This window comes from Shewanella sp. 0m-6 (assembly GCF_052977325.1).
The window spans coordinates 50,684-74,299 of record NZ_JBRIMD010000020.1 but is presented as its reverse complement, the minus strand read 5'-3'; the positions used below and the strand labels follow the sequence as shown (position 1 = coordinate 74,299).

The window sequence follows — 23,616 nt, the reverse complement described above, 5'->3', positions numbered from 1 at the left end:
GCTAATGAACTTAAGAGCTTTGGCCGCTAAGGTCGTTTTTCAGGTGCTAGAAAAAGGTATCTCACTTTCAGTGGCGCTACCGGATCAGCAAAAACATCTCGATAATGGTAAAGACAAGGCGCTACTCGCCGAGCTTTGCTATGGTGTCATGCGTTTTTTGCCGCAGTTAGACAAACAAGTCAGCGACTGCATGAGCAAACAGATGAAAGGTAAGCAGCGCATAGTGCACCAATTATTACTGGTTGGTTGCTATCAACTGTACTTCACGCGCATTCCGAGCCACGCTGCAATATCAGAGACCGCCGAAGCCTGTCGTCAGCTAAAGTTTGAAGGCTTAGTGAAAGTGGTTAATGGTGTATTACGTAATATTCAGCGCCAGGAAAAGCCTTTATCGACTGACAACGACACTCTTACCTATAACACACCAGCCTGGATCATTAAGCGCTTAAAAGACGCTTACCCAGAAAACTGGCAAAACGTGATTGAGCAAAGTCATGAGCGCCCACCTATGTGGCTGCGTAACAATCAGCAATCACAAACCAGAGACACCTATTTACAGGCGCTGGCAGGATTAGAGATTGACGCTCAAGCGGGTAACAGCCCAGATTCAATTTTACTATCTAGCCCACGCGATGTGATGCAGCTACCCGGTTTTGAAACCGGCGCAGCATCAGTGCAAGATGGTGCAGCCCAATGGGCAGCCACCTTATTAGCACCGCAAGGTAATGAACTAGTACTCGATGCCTGTGCCGCTCCTGGCGGTAAAAGCTGTCATTTATTAGAGCTAGCACCTGAAATTAAACTGGTGGCTGTGGATTTTGATGCCAAACGTCTTGAGCGCGTTCAGCAAAACCTCGATAGACTGTCACTCAAAGCTGAGCTGGTACATGGCGATGCCGCCGATATCGACTCATGGTGGCAAGGCGATAAGTTCGACCGCATTTTGCTCGATGCTCCCTGCTCCGCAACCGGTGTTATTCGTCGTCACCCTGATATTAAGTGGCTTAGAAAGAATAACGATATTGAAGAGCTGGCGCAATTACAGTCACAGATTTTCGATCATTGCTGGAGGTGGTTAAAGCCCGGTGGCACACTCTTATATGCAACATGTTCAATTTTGCCACAAGAAAACAAAGATCAAGTCAGCGCCTTCTTAGGCAGAACACCTGATGCGACTTTAGTGCCGATTGCAGAACAAGCCAGTCCAGACGATATTGGTTGGCAGATTGTCCCAGGACAAGACAACATGGATGGCTTTTATTACGCTCGCCTAGTGAAGGATTAGAACGGCAATGAAAATAATCATTTTGGGTGCAGGACAAGTTGGCGGCACACTCGCCGAAAACTTAGTTGGCGAAAACAATGACATCACCATTGTCGATACCGACAAAAATCGCCTACGTAGCTTGCAAGATAAGTACGATCTAAGAGTCATTGTGGGCCACGGTGCTCACCCAAGTGTATTAAAAGAGGCGGGAGCCGAAGACGCGGATATGCTTATCGCGGTAACCAATAGCGACGAATGCAATATGGCAGCTTGCCAAATTGCTTATTCGCTCTATGGTACTCCCACCAAAATTGCCCGAATTCGTTCAGAACAATACCTAGGCCTTCGCGATAAACTGTTTATCGACAGCGAAACCAAGAATGCTGAACATCGCCCTCGGGGCGGTTTTATTATTGATGAGCTGATAGCACCAGAGCAACTGGTGACCGCCTACATTGCTCGCCTTGTTGAATACCCTGGAGCATTACAGGTGCTCGAGTTTGCCGAAGGCCGACTGAGTTTAGTTGCCGTGCGTGCCTACTATGGCGGCCCGTTAGTGGGTAATGCACTCGCAGCACTGCGCGAGCATATGCCGAATATTGATACCCGGGTTGCCGCTATTTTTAGACAGGGTCGTCCAATTATGCCCCGCGGCACCACCATTATCGAAGCCGATGACGAAGTGTTCTTCGTGGCCGACAGCCGCCACGTACGCGCGGTAATGAGTGAGATGCAGAAGCTCGATAATTCTTATCGCAATATTATGATCGCCGGTGGCGGTAATATTGGTTTGGGACTAGCGAAAAAACTACAACGCAACCACTCAGTAAAACTGATTGAGCGTAAGCAAGAGCGTGCTGAAGAGTTATCAGAAAAGCTTGAAAATACAACGGTATTTTGTGGCGACGCCTCAGATCAAGAGCTGTTGCTTGAAGAGCATATCGACCAAACCGATGTGTTTATTGCGGTTACCAACGACGATGAAGCCAATATCATGGCTGCATTACTCGCCAAACGCATGGGCGCTAAAAAAGTCATGGTACTTATTCAGCGCGAAGCCTATGTTGATATTGTGCAAGAAGCGAATATTGATATCGCTATTTCTCCACAACAAGCTACGATTTCGGCATTGCTGACTCATATTCGCCAAGGTGATATTTGTAACGTTTACTCACTACGTCGCGGCGCAGCAGAAGCAATTGAAGCGATTGCTCATGGTGACTCCAATACGTCTAAAGTGGTTGGCAAGCAGATCAGCGAAATTAAATTACCACCTGGGACCACCATTGGCGCTATCGTTCGCGACGAAGAAGTGCTTATGGCACACGACAAAACCGTTATCGAACAAGGCGACCACGTCATTCTATTTTTGGTCAACAAGAAGTTTATTGGCGAAGTTGAAAAGCTATTCCAACCGAGCGCCTTCTTCTTTTAAAAGCGTCATTTAACAGCGTTCAGGAGTGTAACTCATGCCAGTTAGGTAGACTGCTAACTGGTATAAACATTATGTTGAACTATCGCCCCTTGCTATTTATTTTAGGAATTTTCCTCTCAACGCTCACTGCGTTTATGTTAATTCCCGGCGCCTTTGCCCTCTACTATGGTGAAGAAACTGTTGGTGCCTTCATGATCTCATCTCTGGTTACAGGCTCTGCAGCCAGCTTCTGTATGCACCAAGGTCAAAGCCGAAAACTTCACCTTAATATTCGAGATATGTTCCTGCTCACCAGCCTCACATGGTTTATCGTGAGTCTATTTGCAGCAATGCCCTTCACCTTGTATCACGGCATCAACTATACCGACGCATTCTTCGAAACCATGTCAGGTATTACCACCACGGGCTCGACGGTGTTGTCAGGCCTCGACACCATGGATCACAGCATCCTTATCTGGCGCTCATTGCTACAGTGGTTAGGTGGGATAGGCTTTATTGTAATGGCAGTGGCTGTATTACCTTTCTTAAACGTCGGTGGTATGCGTTTATTTAGAACTGAATCTTCCGACTGGAGTGACAAAACAACCCCGCGTACTCAATATATGGCCAAAAGCCTATTTTTTGTTTACATCATACTGACTCTTATATGTTTTGCTGCTTACCACCAAAGCGGTATGACCTGGTTTGAGGCGATTAATCACGCCATGACCACCCTATCTACCGGGGGCTATTCAACCTCAGATCGTTCAATGGCAGCATTTTCAGATGAAGCTCAATGGGTTGGTACCACCTTTATGCTCGCTGGCGGCTTACCCCTGCTGATGTTTGTCTATATGGTGCAGCAACGTTCGCTAAAAGTATGGAATGATGCTCAGGTAAAAGGCTTCTTAAAGTTTGTGGTTTTAATTTCTTGCTCACTGGCATTATGGTTTTGGAGTACCAGAGACATTGCTGCGCTCGATGCCCTTCGTATCGTCAGTTTTAATGTGGTTTCAGTGGTCACCACCACAGGTTATGGTCTCACGGATTACACGGCCTGGGGGGCGCTGGCTAATATCGCCTTTCTATTCTTAATGTTTGTCGGTAGCTGTTCTGGCTCGACCTCCGGCGGCATTAAAATTTTCCGTTTTCAAATTGCTAACGTCATTATGCGCGATCAATTAAAACAACAATTCCACCCTAATGGTGTATTTAAAGAGCGCTATAACAACCACATTATTCGCGGAGATATTGTTCGCTCGCTCGTTACCTTTATTATGTTATTTATGACGGTAATCATCGCCCTGTCGATAATTCTAGTCCTTACAGGGCTGGACCCTATCACTAGCTTTACTGGCGCGATTACCGCGGTAAGTAATGTTGGCCCGGGATTAGGCGATACCATTGGGCCAGCAGGAAACTTCTCCAGCCTACCCGACGTCGCCAAGTGGGCCCTAGCAATAGGCATGCTATTAGGTCGACTCGAGATTTTAACCGTTGCGGTTTTATTCCACCCGCAATTCTGGGAATACTAATCCCCCACAACGGGTATAGAAGTCCGCAATAAAAAAGCCGCATTCATTGCGGCTTGTTATTTCTGTTGTCTATTTCGCTAAGCTAATCAGGTGATCGGCATAGACTTTTACGTCTTCCCAATCAGTGTAATCAATAACAGATTTAGGATCGGTTGGGCCATCGGTAATTTTCATGATTAGCTGGATCATCATTCTGTCGTACCAACGCCAAGATGGGTAGTCAACCTTACCTGCAATCACTTTAACATCTGTTGGTTTCCACGCTGACAGCTCTATAAACTTTTGCAGATACTTGTTGTTTTCAGGCACACGCTTCTCTGGATTACGCGCAACGACGTTAACACTGAAAAAGCTTGAGGCTTTTGCATTGAAATCAGCTTGGTGCTCAGCAACAAACTCAAATACCGACTTATGGTAACTGCCATAAAGTACGCAAGCACCTAGTGCGACCACATCATACTGGGCCCAGTCGAGGCCTTCAGCTTTTGCTTCACTAATATGCATCATGTCGCACTTATGCCCTTCACTAATAAGGTGATCGGCCATAGCGCGGCTAATTCTGGCTGTATGCCCGCCACGAGAATAATAAAGTACCAGAACTGATTTCATCTTGATTCCAATTGAAAATTTTCTATTGATGTATTGTTACAGCTAATCATAGATTTTAAAGGAGAATGGATCACAAATTAGGTATAGCTCATATTATCAACATCAAAAATTGAGATAACTGCGTTCCACAAGTATGATCCATAAGTAGATTGTTTTATAAGACCAACTCAATTAGAATAAACTAATTAAAGGCAATGGAGTAAGTAACCGTATGCAAAAAGAAATCGACGCCAGTGCAATGGTCACCAATGCTGAAAGTGCTGCAAAATGGCTTAAGGCTATCGCAAATCCATATCGATTAATGATTTTGTGCCTTTTACTGGATAAAGAGCTCAGCGTAACCGAGTTAAATAAAACCGTGCCGCTGAGCCAGTCTGCACTATCACAGCATTTAGCCGTATTGCGTTCTGAAGATTTAGTCGCGACTCGAAAAAGCTCACAAGTGGTGTACTACACATTGAAAAATGAGCAAGTCACTGAAGTGATCTCCATCTTGCATCGTAAATACTGCGCCTAATCGCTTTATAGTCCCGAATTTAGATGTAAAAAAGCCTGCATACTTGCAGGCTTTTTTGTTCCAAAATCGTGTTTAATCTAGCGCTCAGCAAATGCTTGGGCAAACTCATCCACTTTATTCCAGTCGGTAAATTCAAAGGTACCAGTCGTATCTGTGGGGCCTTTAGTCATCCACATAATAAAGCGGATCATCACCTTGTCGAAAAATCGATACTTAGGGTAGTCAATCTTACCTGCAAATACCCCTAACTGCTGTGGCTGCCAAAGCGATAGAGTGAGGAACTTCTGCATATACGGATTCGTTTCCGGAGTATTTTTTTCTGGCTTTCGAGCAACCACATTCACAGTAAAGAATGCATTTATCTTCGCATCCAGCACCGCATGATGACGATTAATAAACTGATAGAGTTCGGGCCTATGCTTACCATAACGAATGCTGGCAGCAATCAAGATTTTATCAAATTGTGCTAAACCTAAAGACTCTGCTTCATCGATTGAAGCTAAAGTCACCTTGGCATTCTGCGCTTGGTTAACCTTCTTGATCTGCTCACAAATCGCTTTCGTTTGGCCATCAACTGTCGAATAAATAATGAGTGTATTGTTCATTAACTTCCTACTATTTTCCGATTAAAACTCGGTATGACTAGACTAAAACAACGGTCAATGACCCGCTATATTTTGAATATACTACCCAATAGTTAACGCTAGCTTAGGCGAGTAGATTAAGGCAGCATCTTTACACTTTTTTAGTTTTTCCAAAAGGTCGGCGTAAACAAAATCAGCAAGGTGAACACCTCTAAGCGACCAAATAACATGGCAAACAGTAATACCCACTTTTCAGCATCACCAATACTGGCGTAGTTACTTGCCACCTCACCTAAGCCTGGTCCCAAGTTATTCAAACAAGCTGCCGTGGCACTAAAAGCGGTAATCGCATCCATCCCAAATGCCATGAGGATCAGCATGCAAACTACAAACACTAAAGCGTAAGCAGAGAAGAAGCCCCACACAGCATCAATAACTCTATCGGGTAGTGCGTTACCACTAATTCGAATTGAGAACATACCGCGGGGATGAACCAGACGCTTGAGTTCACGTGAGCCTTGAAGCAACAGCAAAATCATACGAATAACTTTAATACCGCCGGCGGTAGAGCCACCGCTGCCGCCAATAAAGCTAGAGAAAATCAGCAAAATTGGCAGGAATAATGGCCAAGCATGGAAGCTCTCGGTACCAAACCCAGCAGTAGTTGAAATTGATACAGCCTGAAATAAGGCGTAATCAAAGGTTTCTTCGGCTGAGTCATAAATTCCTGAGCCGTACAATGTGATAAAACAGATAGCCGTTAATACCAACTGAATCGCAATCAACACCTTAAACTCGGCGTCCCGAAAGTAGACTCTTAAGTTAATGCCTCGGCGAGAAAAAGCGGCAAAGTGTAGACTGAAATTTAATGCCGCAATCAATAAAAACACCACACAAATCATATTGATTGTAGGGCTGTTAAAGTACCCCATGCTGGCGTCGTGAGTCGAAAAACCACCGATTGCAATAGTCGAGAAAGAGTGGCAAATGGCGTCGAAAGCATCCATACCAGCAAGCCAATAGGCAAAGGCGCAGGCCACTGTTAGCGCTAAGTAGATGTACCACAATGCCTTAGCGGTTTCGGCAATCCTCGGCGTCATCTTGCTGTCTTTAACAGGCCCTGGCATTTCTGCGCGGTAAAGCTGCATGCCTCCGACACCCAGTACGGGCAAAATGGCGACAGCCAATACAATAATTCCCATACCGCCCAGCCATTGCAGCAGGTGGCGATAGAATAAAATCGCCTTGGGCAAACTATCTAAACCAACAATGACCGTAGCACCTGTAGTGGTGAGTGCGGAGAAGGATTCGAAGAAGCTATCGGTTAAACTAAGAGAGGGCTGGCCAGAGAAAATAAAAGGCACGGCACCAATCGATCCAAGCACCACCCAGAATAGCACCACTAACAAAAAGCCTTCTCGGGTACGCAAGTCTTTACGATGAGCGCGGTTAGGATACCAAAGTGAGAACCCCAAAATCAGACAGAGTACGAAAGCCTGAATAAATGCCATACCGCCGCCATCTTTATAGATAACAGCGACTAAGGCTGGAGGTAGTAAAGATAAAGAAAACAGCCCCATTAACAAGCCAGTAATTCTTATAATTGTTCGATATTGCATTGGTATCCATCGCTAGCGCTTTACTCAAGCGCATTTTCGCATACTTATTAAAAAATGTTCACAACCGATTAGCAAGCTTGAATATTCTTACTACTCGATAATAAAAAATGATTTTATTGCTGGCTCATATAAAGTGGCACGATCCGCTCAGTTCTTGCATCGGCCTTTAAATTAGTCGTCAAATACCGCTTTTAACTGTCCCTTACTCATGGTCGCTAAATCAAGATTCAATGGCTCCTTAAAACGCTTAGGAATAGCAAATTGAATCTCAATCTTGTCGCTAAACTGCTTATCTTCAACCAACACATCAAACTGCGCTAAAAGATGCTCAACATCCTTAAGCTGGTGATATTCGCATACCATCTTGCCTGGATAACGGATCTGCTTAATCTGGGTCTCAAGCTGAACAATAGCGTGTTTGATACCAGAACTATAGGCTCTCACCAAACCGCCAACGCCCAACTTGGTTCCTCCAAAGTAACGGATCACGACCACACCGATTTCGCCTATATTGGTACCTTGCAAGGCGGCTAACATCGGCCGTCCAGCGCTGCCCGAAGGTTCACCATCATCACTTGAGCCAATATTAATGCTGTCATCAGGCGCGCCTGCCACAAACGCGTAACAATAATGGTTAGCACCTGGGTATTCAACCTTCAAGTTAGTAAGTACACACTTAAGCTCTTTGGCAGACTGGCAGTGAAACAGAAAAGAGATAAAGCGACTATGCTTTATCTCTTCTTCAATCAATAACTCTGCAGCAGGGATGAGATAACTTTCACTCAAAATATTTCTCTCAACTGATTACCCTAGGTCTTTTATCAGCAACTATCGCCCGTAATATGACGTAATGCTAACGGTTAAGGCCTAAGTTGCGCGTCATATTCTCGATACGGTCGCTATGAACAATCACGTTATCTTCAATACGAATACCGCCAAATGGGCGTAATGTATCCACTGTATTCCAGTTTATTTGTGATTGGCGCTTATCTTGTTTCAGTTCGCTCAATAGCGAATCGATAATATAAACACCAGGCTCAATAGTCAGCACCTGATTAACATCTAACTCTCGGGTACAGCGCAAGAATGGATGCGCATCTGGTGCCGCAACATGGGTTCCTCTATCATCACCGAGAAAGCCGCCCATATCATGAACCTGTACACCCAACATATGGCCTAATCCATGGGGGAAAAACACACTTGTGATCCCCTGTTCGACTAACCCATGAACATCGCCGCTGACAATATCAAAATCCAACAAGATCTGCGCTAACTTATAATGAGTTTCAACGTGCAATTGCGCATAGCTCACACCCGGCTTCATCAGATTAATGATCTGTAACTGCATATTGTCGATTGCGCTAATCAAATCATCGAAAATATTCTTCTCAAAGGCGTAGCTGCGAGTAATATCTGAAGCGTAACCATTGAAGTTAGCACCGGCGTCAATTAAAAATGAACGACGCTGTGCAGGTGCTGTATGTTCAAGAGCGGTGTAATGCAAAATAGCGGAGTTTTGGTTAAGTGCGACTATGCTGCTATAAGGCACTTGATTTTCACCTTGTGAAATTGCCGACAGATAAACCTGCAAGATCTCAAATTCACTAGCACCATTATAAAAAGCCGTTTTTGCCGCCTGATGCCCAGTCACCGCTATTTCGTTGGATTTACGCATACAAGCCAACTCATAATCCGTTTTGGTTGCCCGGTGATAATTAAGGTAGCTTAATACCGAGTCAGGATTACGTCGATTAAAGCCCAGTACATCAGCAACATCTAAATGTTCACCAATATAAGCCCATTCATCGATATCTGCGGGAAGGTATTCTGCAACTTTGTCCGCCTTAGTCAAAAACTTAATATCGACATGATCCGCCCAAAATTCAGTCGGTTCTTCAGCCACTTTGTGCCAAAAGTCGACCGGGCGATAAAAAATTAACAGTGGCTTGTCTGTGCCATTCACCACTAACCAGGAATTAGGGTTATCGGTTACTGGCAACCACGCCTTAAAGTGTGGGTTCACTTTAAATGGATAATCCATATCATCTAAAAATTGCCTATGAGGCTGACCTGAGTGGATGATTAAGCCCGATAAGTTTTCGCGAGAAATGATTTCACTAACACGACGATTTAGTTGTTGAATATGGTCGTGATAGAGATGCGCTAACTGTTCCATAAGGGTTACCCTATTGTTATTATTTTGCCAATTTTTCGACGTCGGCTCAGTCTAACACATAGCCAATTAAATTTTTTCGTCAAACACATGATTCGCTTTTAAGGCTAAACTTTAGCAGGGAAACCTGTATTAAAAAGCTAAACACCAAGCGAGTAAGCTCATGATTTTTAAAAGTTATTCGTTTTGGGCAACAAAAAACCAAACGACCGTTTAAATTGGGTGTTGTAATTTTTTGTGATTAGTCGCACACTGAGCAACAACTGGTCAAATGATGGCCTAGGCTGCTGTGACAAAGAAAGTCGCATTCAGATAATAAAATCATCAATGATCTGAATAGTGAACTTAAGCTATAAGGAAGCAAGCAATGATCTACCAAAGCCCTACAATTGAGGTTGAGTTACTCGAAGACAATATCGCGCACTTGTGCTTTAAAGCACAAGGGTCGGTTAACAAGCTAGACAGAGAAACCATCGATTCGTTAAATGCTGCACTCGACAGCATCAAACAAGATACGAGTATCCAAGCATTAATGCTAAGTTCAGCCAAAGATGCCTTTATCGTTGGCGCGGATATCACTGAGTTCTTAGGACTTTTCACTGAAGAAGATGCGGTTTTACATTCTTGGCTTGAGCAAGCTAACGATGTTTTCAACAAGCTAGAAGACCTGCCTTTCCCAACTATTTCAGCGATTAATGGTTTTGCACTAGGTGGCGGTTGCGAGACCGTTTTAGCAACAGACTTCCGTATAGCAGATACCACAGCACGTATTGGCCTACCTGAAACTAAACTAGGTATTATCCCTGGTTTTGGTGGCACGGTTCGCTTACCTCGCGTCATTGGGGCTGACAACGCACTTGAGTGGATCACTTCGGGCAAAGATCAACGCCCTGATGCCGCACTAAAAGTCGGTGCTATTGATGCAGTTGTTGCACCAGAGCAACTTAAATCTGCGGCAGTAAAAATGCTCAAAGATGCCCTAGCAGAGAAGCTAGATTGGCAGACTCGCCGCGCAAAAAAACAAGCGCCACTAACGCTACCAAAACTTGAAGCCATGATGTCTTTCGCAACGGCTAAAGGCATGGTCTTCAAAATTGCAGGCAAGCATTACCCAGCGCCAATGGCTGTTATTAGCGTTGTAGAGCAAGCAGCAAAGTGCGGCCGCGCAGAAGCATTGCAAATTGAACATCAAGCATTTGTAAAACTAGCCAAAACAGAAGTTGCACAAGCGCTCATTGGTATCTTCCTTAACGACCAGCTCGTAAAAGGTAAAGCCAAGAAAGCAGGCAAACTCGCCAAGAAGGTTAACTCGGCTGCGGTATTAGGCGCAGGCATCATGGGCGGCGGTATCGCATATCAAAGTGCTAGTAAAGGCACGCCAATTGTGATGAAAGACATTGCCCAACCGGCACTCGATTTAGGTTTAGGCGAAGCCGCTAAGCTACTTACCGCTCAAGTTAAGCGCGGGCGTTCAACGCCAGCCAAAATGGCTGCGGTATTGAACAATATCACTCCGGCACTCGACTACGCACCAGTAAAAGATGCAGATGTTATCGTAGAGGCCGTGGTTGAGCATCCAAAAGTTAAAGCTATGGTACTCGCTGAAGTTGAACAGCATGTCAGTGACGATGCCATTATCACCTCAAACACCTCGACTATCTCAATCAACCTCCTAGCGAAGAGCCTTAAAAAGCCTGAACGCTTCTGTGGTATGCACTTCTTTAATCCAGTGCACAAGATGCCGCTAGTTGAAGTCATTCGTGGCGAGAACAGCTCTGAAGAGACGGTTGCTTCAGTTGTGGCTTATGCTAGCAAGATGGGTAAAACACCTATCGTAGTTAATGACTGCCCTGGCTTCTTTGTAAACCGCGTACTGTTCCCTTACTTTGCTGGCTTTAGTGGTCTACTCGCTGATGGCGCTGATTTTGCGGCTATCGACAAGGTGATGGAAAAGCAGTTTGGTTGGCCAATGGGCCCGGCATACTTGCTTGACGTAGTCGGCCTAGATACCGGCCATCATGCACAAGCGGTTATGGCCGAAGGTTTCCCTGACCGCATGGGTAAGTCGGGTAAAGATGCTATTGATGTCATGTTCGAGGCAGAGCGTTTTGGCCAGAAGAACAACAAGGGCTTCTACCAGTACTCAGTAGATCGTCGCGGTAAGCCAAAGAAAGATTTAGACCCAACCAGCTATGAATTACTACAAGCTGAGTTTGGTGAGCAAAAAGCATTTGAGTCAGATGAGATCATCGCTCGTACTATGATCCCAATGATTATTGAGACAGTTCGCTGTCTTGAAGAAGGAATTATCGCTTCGCCTGCTGAAGCGGATATGGGCCTAGTCTATGGCCTTGGTTTCCCACCATTTAGAGGCGGTGTATTCCGTTACCTAGATACGATGGGTGTGGCTAACTTTGTGGCGCTAGCTGACAAATATGCACACTTAGGGGGTCTATACCAAGTAACCGACACTATGCGCGAACTAGCCGCCAATAATGGCAGCTACTACCAGCAGGCTTAAGCAGGAAGGATTTGAACAATGAAAAACGCCGTTATCGTAGATTGTATTCGTACTCCAATGGGCCGTTCAAAGGCGGGAGTATTTAGAAATGTACGCGCAGAAACCCTATCTGCAGAATTAATGAAGTCGCTGCTTGAGCGCAACCCAAAGCTTGACCCAAATACTATTGAAGATGTTATCTGGGGTTGTGTGCAGCAAACCTTAGAGCAAGGCTTTAATATCGCTCGTAATGCCGCCCTGTTAGCTGGCATTCCAAAGCAAGTTGGCGCGGTTACCGTAAACCGTTTATGTGGCTCATCAATGGATGCACTACACCAAGCAGCCCGTGCGATTATGACAGGCCAAGGCGATACCTTTATCGTTGGTGGTGTTGAGCATATGGGTCATGTACCAATGAACCATGGCGTCGACTTCCACCCAGGTCTGGCGAACAACGTCGCTAAAGCATCAGGTATGATGGGCCTTACTGCAGAAATGCTCGGTAAAATGCACGGTATTACTCGTGAGCAACAAGATGCCTTTGCAGTACGTTCGCATCAACGTGCTCACGCAGCAACCGTTGAAGGCCGTTTCGCTAACGAGATTGTGGCGATTGAAGGTCATGACGCAGATGGCGCTTTGATTAAAGTTGAGCACGATGAAGTGATCCGTCCAGAAACGTCTATGGAATCTCTATCAGGCCTACGTCCTGCATTTGACCCAGCTAATGGCACGGTTACCGCAGGTACCTCTTCAGCATTATCTGATGGTGCATCGGCCATGCTAGTGATGGAAGAAGAGAAAGCAAAAGAGTTAGGTCTACCTATTCGTGCACGCATTCGCTCAATGGCAATTGCGGGTTGTGACGCAGCAATCATGGGTTACGGCCCTGTTCCTGCCACGCAAAAAGCACTTAAGCGTGCAGGTCTCACCGTTGATGACTTAGACGTTATCGAGCTTAACGAAGCCTTTGCAGCACAGTCTCTACCGTGCGTAAAAGACTTAGGCTTGATGGATGTGGTTGATGAAAAGATTAACCTTAACGGTGGCGCGATTGCACTGGGTCATCCGCTAGGCTGTTCTGGTACGCGTATCTCAACAACGCTGATCAACCTGATGGAAGCTAAAGATGCTAAGTATGGCCTTGCGACCATGTGTATTGGTTTAGGCCAAGGTATTGCTACTATCTTCGAGCGCCCATAAGGCATTCATCTGCGGATAGATAAAAGCCAGCTTACGCTGGCTTTTTTGTTGCTCCATTATAGCTCCAGTCTTCACTGATAAACGAAACATGCCACATCGCTTAGTTTCTTATACTGATTGCAATAATCAAATCACCTAGCCAACGTCCGGTCACTACCGTAATCTAAGGTTAGATTAAATACCCTGATACATAACTTAAGACATGACATAACGCACCACCAAGGGCAGACATAGGACACGCGATGAAATTTATATTACTTGCTGACAATCCATCAGCCCTGCCACTTATAGCAAAGTGGTATAGCGATGAATGGGGACATATAGGAGAAGGCCGAACCACTAAAGAGATAGAGCTAAAACTCGGAAACTATCTGAACCGTGACAAACTGCCTTTGATCATCTTGGCGCAAGAGGGTGAACAGGTTATTGCTGCTGCACAGCTTCGCTACCATGAGATGGATATCTACCCGGAACGAGAGCACTGGCTCGGTGGTGTATATGTAGACCCTAACTATAGAAATAAACAAGTGGCTAAGTCTCTAGTAGAAGCTGTTATCGCCAAAGCTAACCAATTAGCTATCAAGAGTATAAACCTACAAACAGAGAACCAGTCTGGAGGCTTGTACCTAAAGCTCGGGTGGCAACCAGTAGAACAAGTGATTTATCACGGTATTAAGGTGCTGGTTATGGAAAAATTACTATAATTTAAAAAAGCGCAATCGCACGCCAATTAGGTAAACAAATGACCCCCGCTATCGACTTATTGGTAAAACACAAAATAGCCCATCAAGTTCACGAGTATCAACACGATCCAGCTTGCCACGCTTATGGCTTTGAAGCCGCCGAAAAAATTGGAGTGTCTCCCGAATTAGTATTTAAAACCTTGGTCGTTAAGCTAGATGCAAAGCAGCTGGCTGTGGCGATAATTCCTGTTGCGGAAAAGCTCAGCATGAAGGCTATAGCTAAAGCCACAAAAGCTAAGAAGGCTGTAATGGCTGAAGGCGTGGAAGTGCAGCGCAGTTCTGGCTATGTACTTGGTGGTGTCAGTCCTCTTGGGCAGAAAAGACAGCTGATAACCGTAATCGATGAGTCTGCAGCTTCGCTCGATAAGATGTTTGTTAGCGGTGGTCGTCGAGGGCTAGATATCGAATTAGCACCTGAAGATATCAAGCAGCTGCTAAAAGCGCAGTTTGCCCCTATCACTGCCTAAATGGCTCGTTTTAATTTGCAATGTTCCACGTGGAACATTGCAACCAATGAATAGCCCTGAGCTCACAAATTAACGCTAGACGCTTGGATAAACCAAGACGCTGGAGTAATATTAGCCACTTCTGTTTAATCGTTCAGCCGAGGAAATATGAACGAACTATTTAATGCCGCACAACATCAACTCGATGCTTTAGGCCTAAGATGCCCTGAACCGGTAATGATGGTGCGTAAATCAGTAAGACGCATGAATGAGGGCGAGACTTTACTTATTATTGCAGATGATCCTGCAACGACCCGTGATATCCCAAGTTTTTGCGAGTTTATGGATCACACATTAATCGCTAGCCAAACAGAAGCGACACCTTATCAATATCTGATAAAGAAAGGTCTTTAGCCATTAACTTACAAAGTAGATAAAAGGAATTATCATGGCATCATTAATTGGTATTGCATTTAAAACTGAAAAGCGTGGACCTATGATCACGGTCGAACAAGCCGAGGTCACCCAAGCCAAAGGTGTTGAAAACGACATCTTTGGTCGCCCAGGTAATCGCCAAGTTACAGTGATGTCTATTCAGCAATGGCAGCTCGCTTGCAATGAAATTGACAAACAACTTCCCTGGTTTACCCGCCGTGCAAATTTACTCATCAATGACATAAGTTTCTCTGCACAAGATGTCGGTAAGCAACTTGTCATTGGCAAACTTGTTTTGGAGATCACCGGCGAAACGGATCCCTGTAAGAAGATGGAACAAGCCTACCCTGGACTCGAAAAAGCGTTATTGCCAGATTGGCGTGGTGGCGTTACTTGCAGAGTTATCATCGGTTCTAATATCAAAATAGCTGACAACGTTGCATTGATATAGCCATGATTATAGCCGCCTATCTAAGCTATAACTGAGCAATACCCAGCTGCTCATAACAGCTATTGCCAAGCACCTATCCACCAATCTAAATCTATTAACTTACAATACTCACCTTATTCAATTGCACACTTAACCAATCAAACACCCCGCACACTCGACCGCTTCTTCCTTGTATTAACTTAACTAATTGAAACAGATTTTTTGTTTTACTGTTAAGCAAATTGTGCGATAACTGTTGCACGATTTAACGTCCAGTTAAGCACTATCACCAACAATTAAGAAGAGACACCTGAAGTCACTCCTTTATAACGATAACAAGAATCATAGGATTAGCATGTTAAACAATAAGCTTACCCCCCTATATGCAGCTATTGCCCTTAGCTTCAGTACTCCAACAATTGCCGAAGAAGAGAAACAAGCCTGGCAAGTTAATGCACCAGCGAATGCCCCCTTAGAACAGGTAAAGATTGAAGTAAATGAAGGAACCTGGATGAACGTTAGTGTTAGCCCTGACGGTAAACATGTGGTGTTTGATCTGTTAGGTGATATTTATCAAATGCCTATTGCAGGTGGTGAAGCAACACCACTAGCTGAAGGTATCGCTTGGCAGATGCAGCCAGTTTACAGCCCTGACGGTAAATACATTGCCTTCACCTCTGATGAAGATGGTGGCGACAATATCTGGATCATGGAAGCTGATGGTAGCAACCCTCGCCCAGTAACCAAAGAAACCTTCCGTTTATTAAACAGTCCTGCCTGGAGCCCTGATGGGCAATATCTCGTCGCGCGTAAGCACTTTACTGGAAGTCGAAGCTTGGGTGCAGGTGAAGTATGGATGTATCACGTAGCAGGTGGTGATGGCGTCAAACTAACAGAACGTCCTAACGAACAGAAAGACTTAGGTGAACCCGCTTACTCTCCAGATGGTCGTTACATCTACTTTAGCCAAGATGCGACACCAGGTAAGACATTCCACTATTCAAAAGACTCAGTAAAAGGCATCTATAAGATAAAGCGTTACGATACTCAAACAGGTGATATCGAAGTGCTTATCGAGGGCACTGGCGGTGCCATTAGGCCTACACCTAGTCCAGATGGTAAAAAGCTTGCTTACATAAAGCGTGACGGTTTTCAGTCTTCACTATATCTACTCGACCTTAAGTCCGGTGAAACAGAAAAGCTATATGGCGAATTAGACCGTGACATGCAAGAAACCTGGGCTATTCATGGGGTATATCCAACCATGAGTTGGACTGCCGATAACGAAGAGATTGTGTTTTGGGCCAAGGGTAAAATCAACAAGCTTAAGGTTGAGTCTAAGTCGGTAGCGCAAATTCCATTTACGGTAAAAACTGAGCGCGCAGTTCAACCAGCGGTACGTTTCCAACAGGATCTAGATAAAGATGTGTTCGATGTGAAGATGCTGCGCATGGCTCAAGTATCACCAGATGGAAGCAAGGTGGCATTTGAAGCACTAGGTAAGATTTGGGTTAAGAGTTTACCCGATGGCAAAATGTCACGACTCACTAAGCTCGATAGTGAACTGCGAGAACTATTTCCACAATGGTCTCGTGATGGCAAGAGTGTTGTTTTCACCACTTGGGATGACCAAGAGCAAGGTACAGTGAGCCTAGCAAGCGTACGTAATAAGCGCGTAAAGGTACTCACCGAAGAGCCGGGGAAATATGTCGAACCCACCTTCTCTCCTGATGGTGAGACCGTGGTTTACCGTAAAGCCAAAGGCGGTTACATCACCCCGCGCACCTGGTCTCAAGAAACGGGCCTTTACCAAGTCGATATTGATGGTGATAACAATACTAAGATTACAGCCGAAGGATACCAACCACAGTTTGGTGCCGATAACGACCGCGTCTATTTTATGGAAAGCGGTGAAACACCACAGCTAGCTTCAATTGGCTTAAACGGTTTCGAGAAACGCGTGCATTACACCAGTAAGCATGCAACTGAGTTTAGAGTATCACCCGATGGTAAACAGTTAGCTTTTGCCGAACGCTTTAAAGTTTTCGTTACCCCCTTTGCCAAACACGGCGAAACAATTCAGATTGGTCCCAAGGCGAGCAACCTTCCTGTTGAGCAGTTAAGTGTTCGTGCGGGTGAAAGTATTAGTTGGAACAACGACAGCGATCAACTGTATTGGACCCTTGGTCCTGAGTTGTATCAGGTGAATGTAGATACTCAATATAATGAACAGGCTGAAGATAACAAAGTTAAGCCAACGATTACCGATCTTGGTTTCACTCAAAAGGCCGATGTTCCACGTGGAACAATCGCCTTCGTTGGCGGCAACATCATCACCATGGAAAACGATGAAGTAATCGAAAATGGTACGGTTATCGTCAAAGATAACCATATTGTTAGCGTTGGCCCTGCCTCTGTAATTGATATTCCTAGCGATGCTAAGGTCATCGATATCAAAGGCAAAACTCTGATGCCTGGTTTATTCGATGCCCATGCTCACGGTGCCCAAGGGGAAAATGAAATCATCCCTCAACAAAACTGGGAGTTGTATTCAAACCTATCATTAGGTGTGACGGCGATTCATGATCCATCAAATGATACTACCGAAATCTTTGCCGCTTCAGAGCAACAGAAAGCCGGTAATATTGCAGGTCCGCGTATATTCTCAACCGGTACCATTTTATATGGCGCAAACATACCAGGTTATACCTCTCATATAGATTCACTCGATGATGCAAAATTCCACCTAGAGCGCCTCAAGAAAGTCGGTGCTTTCAGTGTAAAGAGTTATAACCAGCCTCGTCGTAATCAACGCCAACAAGTTATTGCTGCAGCACGCGAGCTAGAGATGATGGTTGTACCTGAAGGCGGAAGCTTGCTGCAACACAACCTCACCATGATCGCCGATGGTCATACAGGTATTGAACACTCGCTACCAGCAGCCAATGTTTATAGCGATATAAAACAATTCTGGGGACAAACCGATGTGGGCTATACGCCAACACTCGTTGTCGCTTATGGCGGAATTTCAGGTGAGAACTATTGGTACGATAAGACAGATGTTTGGGCTCACCCACGTCTTTCTATGTATGTACCGTCGGATATTTTAGACGCCCGCTCCATGCGTCGCCCTACTGCACCCGATGAGCATTACAACCACTTCAATGTGGCTCGCGTTGCTAACGAGTTAAATGAAGTAGGCATCAAAGCGAATATCGGTGCCCATGGTCAACGTGAAGGTTTGGCCGCTCATTGGGAGATGTGGATGTTTGCTCAAGGCGGGATGAGTAATCTTGAGGTTCTAAAAACGGCCACCATCAACCCAGCGAAACACTTTGCAATGGATCACCAAATTGGTTCAATCAAGCAAGGTAAGCTAGCCGACTTAATCGTTATCGATGGTAATCCGCTAGAAGATATTCGCGTAACCGATCGAGTAACTTACACCATGGTTAACGGTAAACTGTTTAATGCAGAAACAATGGACCAATTAAATGGTGGTTCGAAAAATAGAGGTAAGCAGAGAGAAGCGTTCTTTTTTGAAGAATAAATTTCAATTTTTAATTTAAAATCTGAGTAACTTAGCTGTGGTTTTTTAAATTTGAGGGAAATTATTTTTTGATTCAAAAATTGCATTATTAGCCCAAAAGCTAACAATAAAAAAGGATGTTCCACGTGGAACATCCTTTATTCAAATGCCTTCATTAACTTTAGCTAATACATTATATTAAAACTTAGGGAATGGAACTCTTTACACATTAGGGAATAAAAACATGAGTACATATAGAGTAATTGCTTTAGCTATAGTTAGCGCTGCACTATCTATCATTGTCACAATACAGTTTATAAACTCAGCAGATACAACAACTCAAACCCCACAATTTACGACTGAAAAGACATTAACTCTAGAGAGCCAAAAAGAACCGGAAACAAATGCCGATAGCAACCGATTGAAACAAGAGGCAATCACGCAAAAACAACAACTTTCTACACAGCAGCCTGATAGCCTCAACAATCAATACACCAAACTCGTCGATGAGGCTTCGATAAATGCATTCTTTGTAAATGAACAAGGTACTCTTGATGGCGCGGCCTTGACCCATGTATTAACAGTCGGTATGGCAGATTTTATCGAGCAAACTTCTAGCGCAAACACAAATAGTGAGCTTGCGATTAATCGACAAGAAAAACTCAATCAGCAATTAATCGCCCTAAAAGACTTAGCTATCTATGAACAGCATACTGTCTGTTCTGGACGAATCTGCGCCCTGTCTCTTATCACTAACGAATTGACTGCAAAAAACAAAAAATTGATACAGGAGTTTGATAGCAATATTAGCTTTGTAAATACCTCTGAAAGTACAACGGGTGAAGTCGAGTTTAAAGCTATCTATTTGCACTCAGAAGACCCATCACAACTTCTGATGACACAGCCTTAAACGTTTAAGATATGAGTGTTATTTTTTATAACAAAAACAGTCCGTAGTGTGGTCATTGACCATGCCCACAGCCTGCATAAAGGCGTAGCAAATTGTCGGGCCGACAAAGTTGAATCCCATCTTTTTTAATGCCTTAGACATGGCTTCAGATGCTGGAGTTTGTGCCGGCAATTCACTCATAGATGTAAAGTGGTTGACCTTGGGTGAGCCATCAACAAAACCCCACAAAAATGCTGAGAAATCATTACCCTGCTCAACAAATTCAAGGTAGGCTTTTGCGTTTCTGATGATCGAGTTTACCTTTAAACGATTGCGTACAATTCCAGGATTAAGCAATAACTCTTCGACTTTTTGGGCATCGAATGTTGCGATTATTTTAGGGTCGAAATTGGCAAATGCCGCCTCATAATTTTGCTGTTTCTTAAGGATAGTGATCCAAGATAATCCTGCTTGTTGACCATCTAAACACAGTTTTTCAAACAGCTCTCTACTATCAAAAACCGGCCTTCCCCATACCTTGTCGTGGTATTCTTGATAGATGGGTTCAGCGCTAACCCAACCGCAACGCGTTACTTCCATAACCTTAATCCTAAATTTATCGTCAGTAAGATAAAAAATAACCTACATAAGCGTTATTCTACAAGGTATAATCGAAACCATTTTCTATTAAAGCTTCCAGGCAGTAGACAAGCGGATATGACGACGAAACACGACGTAAAAACATTCCAGGGCTTCATTATGACCCTGCAGGAATACTGGGCGCAGCAAGGTTGCGCAATCGTTCAACCATTAGATATGGAAGTCGGTGCCGGTACATTCCACCCGATGACATTCTTACGTTCATTAGGCCCAGAGCCAATGAGCAGTGCCTATGTTCAGCCATGTCGTCGCCCGACTGATGGCCGTTACGGTGAAAACCCTAACCGTCTTCAGCACTACTACCAATTCCAAGTAGTACTAAAGCCATCGCCAAGTAACATTCAAGAACTATACCTAGGCTCATTAGAAGCCCTTGGTGTTGATATGAATGTGCATGACGTGCGCTTCGTAGAAGATAACTGGGAATCTCCGACTCTTGGTGCTTGGGGTCTAGGTTGGGAAGTTTGGCTGAACGGCATGGAAGTATCTCAATTTACTTACTTCCAGCAAGTGGGTGGTCTAGAGTGTAAGCCCGTAACAGGTGAAATTACTTACGGTCTTGAGCGCCTAGCGATGTACATTCAAGAAGTAGACAGCGTCTACGACCTTGTATGGACCGATGGCCCAATGGGCAAGATCATGTACGGCGATATTTTCCATCAGAACGAGGTTGAGCAATCAACTTATAACTTCGAACATGCCAATGTTGAAGTACTGTTCAAGATGTTCGACGACTGTGAGCAAGCTTGTGAGCGTTTATTGACACTAGAAAAGCCACTTCCACTACCTGCTTATGAGCAAGTAATGAAAGCCTCTCATGCATTTAACTTGCTAGATGCTCGCCACGCTATCTCTGTTACTGAGCGCCAGCGTTATATCTTACGCGTTCGTACCATGGCTAAAGGCGTAGCTGAGTCTTACTATCAGGCCCGTGAAGCGCTTGGCTTCCCAATGTGTAAGTAGAGGAATAACAGATGAATTTTGAAAACTTACTTATTGAAGTAGGCACAGAAGAGTTACCACCAAAGTCACTGCGTAAGCTAGCCGAATCTTTTTTAGCCAACTTTACCGAAGAGCTAGCTAAAGCAGAATTAAGCTTTGAGTCTGCGGTATGGCATGCAGCGCCGCGTCGCCTAGCTATTAGCATCAACCAACTTGCACAGGCACAAGCAGACAAAGTTGTTGAAAAGCGCGGCCCTGCTGTTGCTCAAGCTTTTGATGCTGACGGTAACCCAACAAAAGCCGCTATGGGCTGGGCTCGTGGTAACGGTATTACTGTTGAGCAAGCTGAGCGTCTTAAGACTGACAAAGGTGAATGGTTACTGCACCAAGCGCGTGTTGTTGGTGTTGAAACTAAAAGCCTGATTGCCGATATGGCGCAGCGCTCTTTAGATAAGTTACCTATTCCTAAGCCTATGCGCTGGGGTAGCAACACGACTCAATTTATCCGCCCGGTCCATACGGTGACTATGCTACTAGGTAGCGAAGTGGTTGATGGTGAATTATTAGGTATTAAATCTGATCGCGTGATTCGTGGTCACCGCTTTATGGGTGAGTCTAGCTTCGAGCTAGATCATGCTGACAACTACCTTATTGCTCTTAAAGAGAAAGGTAAAGTATTAGCGGATTATGAAGCGCGTAAAGCGATTATTAAAGCTGGTGCTGAGGCTGCTGCAGCTAAGATTGGCGGCGTAGCCGATCTTGAAGATGACTTACTAGAAGAAGTGACTTCTCTCGTAGAGTGGCCAGTTGTATTAACGGCCAGCTTCGAAGAAAAGTTCTTAGACGTACCAGCAGAAGCCTTGGTATACACCATGAAAGGCGATCAAAAATACTTCCCTGTATTTGATAATGCCGGTCAGTTGCTACCAAACTTTATCTTTGTGACTAACATTGAGTCAAAAGATCCACAGCAGATTATTTCTGGTAACGAAAAAGTGGTTCGCCCACGTCTTGCCGATGCTGAGTTCTTCTTTGAAACTGATAAGAAAGAGTCGCTTGAAGCACGCCTTGCCAGCTTAGAAACCGTTGTATTCCAAAAGCAGCTTGGCACCATTAAACAGCGTGTTGAACGTATATCTGCTTTAGCGGGTTATATTGCTAGCAGCATTAATGCTAACAGCGAAGAAGCTGCGCGTGCGGGTCTACTGTCTAAGTCAGACTTAATGACTAACATGGTGATGGAGTTTACCGATCTTCAAGGCACCATGGGTATGCATTACGCACGCCTTAACGGTGAAACTGAAGCCGTTGCGGTTGCTCTATCTGAGCAATATAAGCCGAAATTCTCTGGCGATACCGTACCGACAGCACCTATCTCTATTTGTGTTGCACTGGCAGAAAAGCTCGACACGCTAGTGGGTATTTTTGGTATTGGCCAAGCGCCTAAAGGCGCTGCAGATCCATTTGCACTGCGCCGCGCAGCAATTGGTGTGCTACGTATCTGTTTAGAGAACAACTTGCCACTAGATCTTGTTGATTTAATTGCTAAAGCACAAGAACTACACGGCGAGAACCTCACTAACGAAAACGTTGCAGAGCAAGTACTTGAGTTCTTCATGGGTCGTTTCCGTGCTTGGTATCAAGATCAAGGTGTGAGTGTCGACGTTATTCTAGCGGTACTCGCTCGTCGCCCTACTGCACCAGCTGATTTTGAAAGCCGCATTAAAGCCGTTGCTCACTTTAGAACACTAGAGCAAGCATCAGCACTGGCAGCAGCCAACAAGCGTGTATCAAACATCTTGGCTAAAGTTGAAGGTGAACTACCAGCAGCTATCGATGACACACTACTTGTCGAAAATGCTGAAAAGGCGCTTGCAGCTAAACTTGCAGAGCTTCAGCCACAGCTAGCACCGCTTTTTGCGGCTGCTAACTATCAAGAAGCGCTAGCACTGCTTGCGAGCCTGCGTGAGAGTGTTGATACATTCTTCGAAGATGTCATGGTTATGGCTGACGACGAAGCACTTAAGAATAACCGCTTAGCGCTACTTTCTAGCCTACGTGAGCAGTTCTTACATGCCGCTGATATTTCACTCCTTCAGTAAACACTGAGTAGCTGAATAA

The 23,616-nt window shown here is 44.7% G+C and carries 20 protein-coding genes; 14 read left to right on the top strand and 6 right to left on the bottom strand.

What is annotated here, in order from left to right:
- Positions 1-4 precede the first annotated feature (4 nt).
- From rsmB to ACVBJC_RS15010, 3 genes are all read left to right on the top strand, one after another.
- Positions 5-1,285, top strand: coding sequence for a 16S rRNA (cytosine(967)-C(5))-methyltransferase RsmB (gene rsmB / locus ACVBJC_RS15020; RefSeq protein WP_447161660.1), 1,281 nt, complete (start codon positions 5-7; stop codon positions 1,283-1,285).
- A gap of 7 nt (positions 1,286-1,292) precedes the next feature.
- Complete coding sequence (trkA, locus tag ACVBJC_RS15015) at positions 1,293-2,702, top strand: Trk system potassium transporter TrkA (protein WP_447161659.1); 1,410 nt, start codon at positions 1,293-1,295, stop codon at positions 2,700-2,702.
- Between the two features lie 71 nt (positions 2,703-2,773).
- Positions 2,774-4,216: a TrkH family potassium uptake protein gene (locus ACVBJC_RS15010; protein ID WP_447161658.1), complete on the top strand. Its 1,443-nt coding sequence runs from the start codon at positions 2,774-2,776 to the stop codon at positions 4,214-4,216.
- Positions 4,217-4,285: 69 nt separating this feature from the next.
- On the opposite strand, the gene hemG (ACVBJC_RS15005) is transcribed toward ACVBJC_RS15010, so the two are convergent.
- Complete coding sequence (gene hemG / locus ACVBJC_RS15005; RefSeq protein WP_447161657.1) at positions 4,286-4,825, bottom strand: menaquinone-dependent protoporphyrinogen IX dehydrogenase; 540 nt, start codon at positions 4,823-4,825, stop codon at positions 4,286-4,288.
- A 211-nt stretch (positions 4,826-5,036) separates the two neighbouring features.
- Here hemG (ACVBJC_RS15005) and ACVBJC_RS15000 point away from each other — a divergent pair, with 211 nt between their 5' ends.
- Positions 5,037-5,342: an ArsR/SmtB family transcription factor gene (locus ACVBJC_RS15000; protein WP_248472094.1), complete on the top strand. Its 306-nt coding sequence runs from the start codon at positions 5,037-5,039 to the stop codon at positions 5,340-5,342.
- A 77-nt stretch (positions 5,343-5,419) separates the two neighbouring features.
- On the opposite strand, the gene hemG (ACVBJC_RS14995) is transcribed toward ACVBJC_RS15000, so the two are convergent.
- The 4 genes from hemG (ACVBJC_RS14995) to pepQ form a co-directional block, all read right to left on the bottom strand.
- Entirely contained in the window at positions 5,420-5,947 is a 528-nt protein-coding gene (gene hemG / locus ACVBJC_RS14995) for a menaquinone-dependent protoporphyrinogen IX dehydrogenase (RefSeq protein WP_447161656.1), read from the bottom strand.
- Positions 5,948-6,087: 140 nt separating this feature from the next.
- A complete protein-coding gene (locus ACVBJC_RS14990; protein WP_447161655.1) occupies positions 6,088-7,545 on the bottom strand; it encodes a TrkH family potassium uptake protein in 1,458 nt (485 codons plus the stop codon).
- 171 nt (positions 7,546-7,716) lie between these two features.
- A complete protein-coding gene (locus tag ACVBJC_RS14985; protein WP_447161654.1) occupies positions 7,717-8,331 on the bottom strand; it encodes a YigZ family protein in 615 nt (204 codons plus the stop codon).
- A 67-nt stretch (positions 8,332-8,398) separates the two neighbouring features.
- The gene (pepQ, locus tag ACVBJC_RS14980) at positions 8,399-9,721 is read right to left on the bottom strand and encodes a Xaa-Pro dipeptidase (protein WP_447161653.1); all 1,323 of its coding nucleotides are present in this window, start codon (positions 9,719-9,721) and stop codon (positions 8,399-8,401) included.
- A gap of 364 nt (positions 9,722-10,085) precedes the next feature.
- Here pepQ and fadB point away from each other — a divergent pair, with 364 nt between their 5' ends.
- The 8 genes from fadB to ACVBJC_RS14940 all read left to right on the top strand — a co-directional run bounded on the left by fadB (position 10,086) and on the right by ACVBJC_RS14940 (position 19,914).
- Positions 10,086-12,239, top strand: a complete 2,154-nt coding sequence (gene fadB / locus ACVBJC_RS14975) for a fatty acid oxidation complex subunit alpha FadB (protein ID WP_447161652.1) — start codon at positions 10,086-10,088, stop codon at positions 12,237-12,239.
- 18 nt (positions 12,240-12,257) lie between these two features.
- On the top strand, positions 12,258-13,421 hold the full coding sequence (gene fadA, locus ACVBJC_RS14970; protein WP_447161651.1) for an acetyl-CoA C-acyltransferase FadA: 1,164 nt from the start codon (positions 12,258-12,260) through the stop codon (positions 13,419-13,421).
- A 242-nt stretch (positions 13,422-13,663) separates the two neighbouring features.
- Positions 13,664-14,125, top strand: coding sequence for a GNAT family N-acetyltransferase (locus ACVBJC_RS14965; protein WP_447161650.1), 462 nt, complete (start codon positions 13,664-13,666; stop codon positions 14,123-14,125).
- Between the two features lie 38 nt (positions 14,126-14,163).
- The gene (ybaK, locus tag ACVBJC_RS14960; protein WP_447161649.1) at positions 14,164-14,631 is read left to right on the top strand and encodes a Cys-tRNA(Pro) deacylase; all 468 of its coding nucleotides are present in this window, start codon (positions 14,164-14,166) and stop codon (positions 14,629-14,631) included.
- 147 nt (positions 14,632-14,778) lie between these two features.
- Entirely contained in the window at positions 14,779-15,024 is a 246-nt protein-coding gene (gene tusA, locus ACVBJC_RS14955; RefSeq protein ID WP_447161648.1) for a sulfurtransferase TusA, read from the top strand.
- Positions 15,025-15,058: 34 nt separating this feature from the next.
- The gene (locus ACVBJC_RS14950; RefSeq protein ID WP_447161647.1) at positions 15,059-15,496 is read left to right on the top strand and encodes an MOSC domain-containing protein; all 438 of its coding nucleotides are present in this window, start codon (positions 15,059-15,061) and stop codon (positions 15,494-15,496) included.
- A gap of 334 nt (positions 15,497-15,830) precedes the next feature.
- Positions 15,831-19,025 carry an amidohydrolase family protein gene (locus ACVBJC_RS14945; protein WP_447161646.1) on the top strand — a complete coding sequence of 1,065 codons (3,195 nt, stop codon included), beginning with the start codon at positions 15,831-15,833 and terminating at the stop codon, positions 19,023-19,025.
- 223 nt (positions 19,026-19,248) lie between these two features.
- Positions 19,249-19,914, top strand: a complete 666-nt coding sequence (locus ACVBJC_RS14940) for a hypothetical protein (protein ID WP_447161645.1) — start codon at positions 19,249-19,251, stop codon at positions 19,912-19,914.
- Between the two features lie 18 nt (positions 19,915-19,932).
- Here ACVBJC_RS14940 and ACVBJC_RS14935 read toward each other — a convergent pair whose 3' ends face one another.
- Positions 19,933-20,493: a DNA-3-methyladenine glycosylase I gene (locus ACVBJC_RS14935; RefSeq protein ID WP_447161644.1), complete on the bottom strand. Its 561-nt coding sequence runs from the start codon at positions 20,491-20,493 to the stop codon at positions 19,933-19,935.
- A 117-nt stretch (positions 20,494-20,610) separates the two neighbouring features.
- Between ACVBJC_RS14935 and glyQ the strand changes: the two genes are divergently transcribed.
- Together glyQ and glyS are read left to right on the top strand one after the other, a co-directional pair.
- Positions 20,611-21,516, top strand: a complete 906-nt coding sequence (gene glyQ, locus ACVBJC_RS14930; protein ID WP_447161643.1) for a glycine--tRNA ligase subunit alpha — start codon at positions 20,611-20,613, stop codon at positions 21,514-21,516.
- Between the two features lie 11 nt (positions 21,517-21,527).
- Complete coding sequence (glyS, locus tag ACVBJC_RS14925; protein WP_447161642.1) at positions 21,528-23,597, top strand: glycine--tRNA ligase subunit beta; 2,070 nt, start codon at positions 21,528-21,530, stop codon at positions 23,595-23,597.
- Positions 23,598-23,616: the final 19 nt, after the last annotated feature.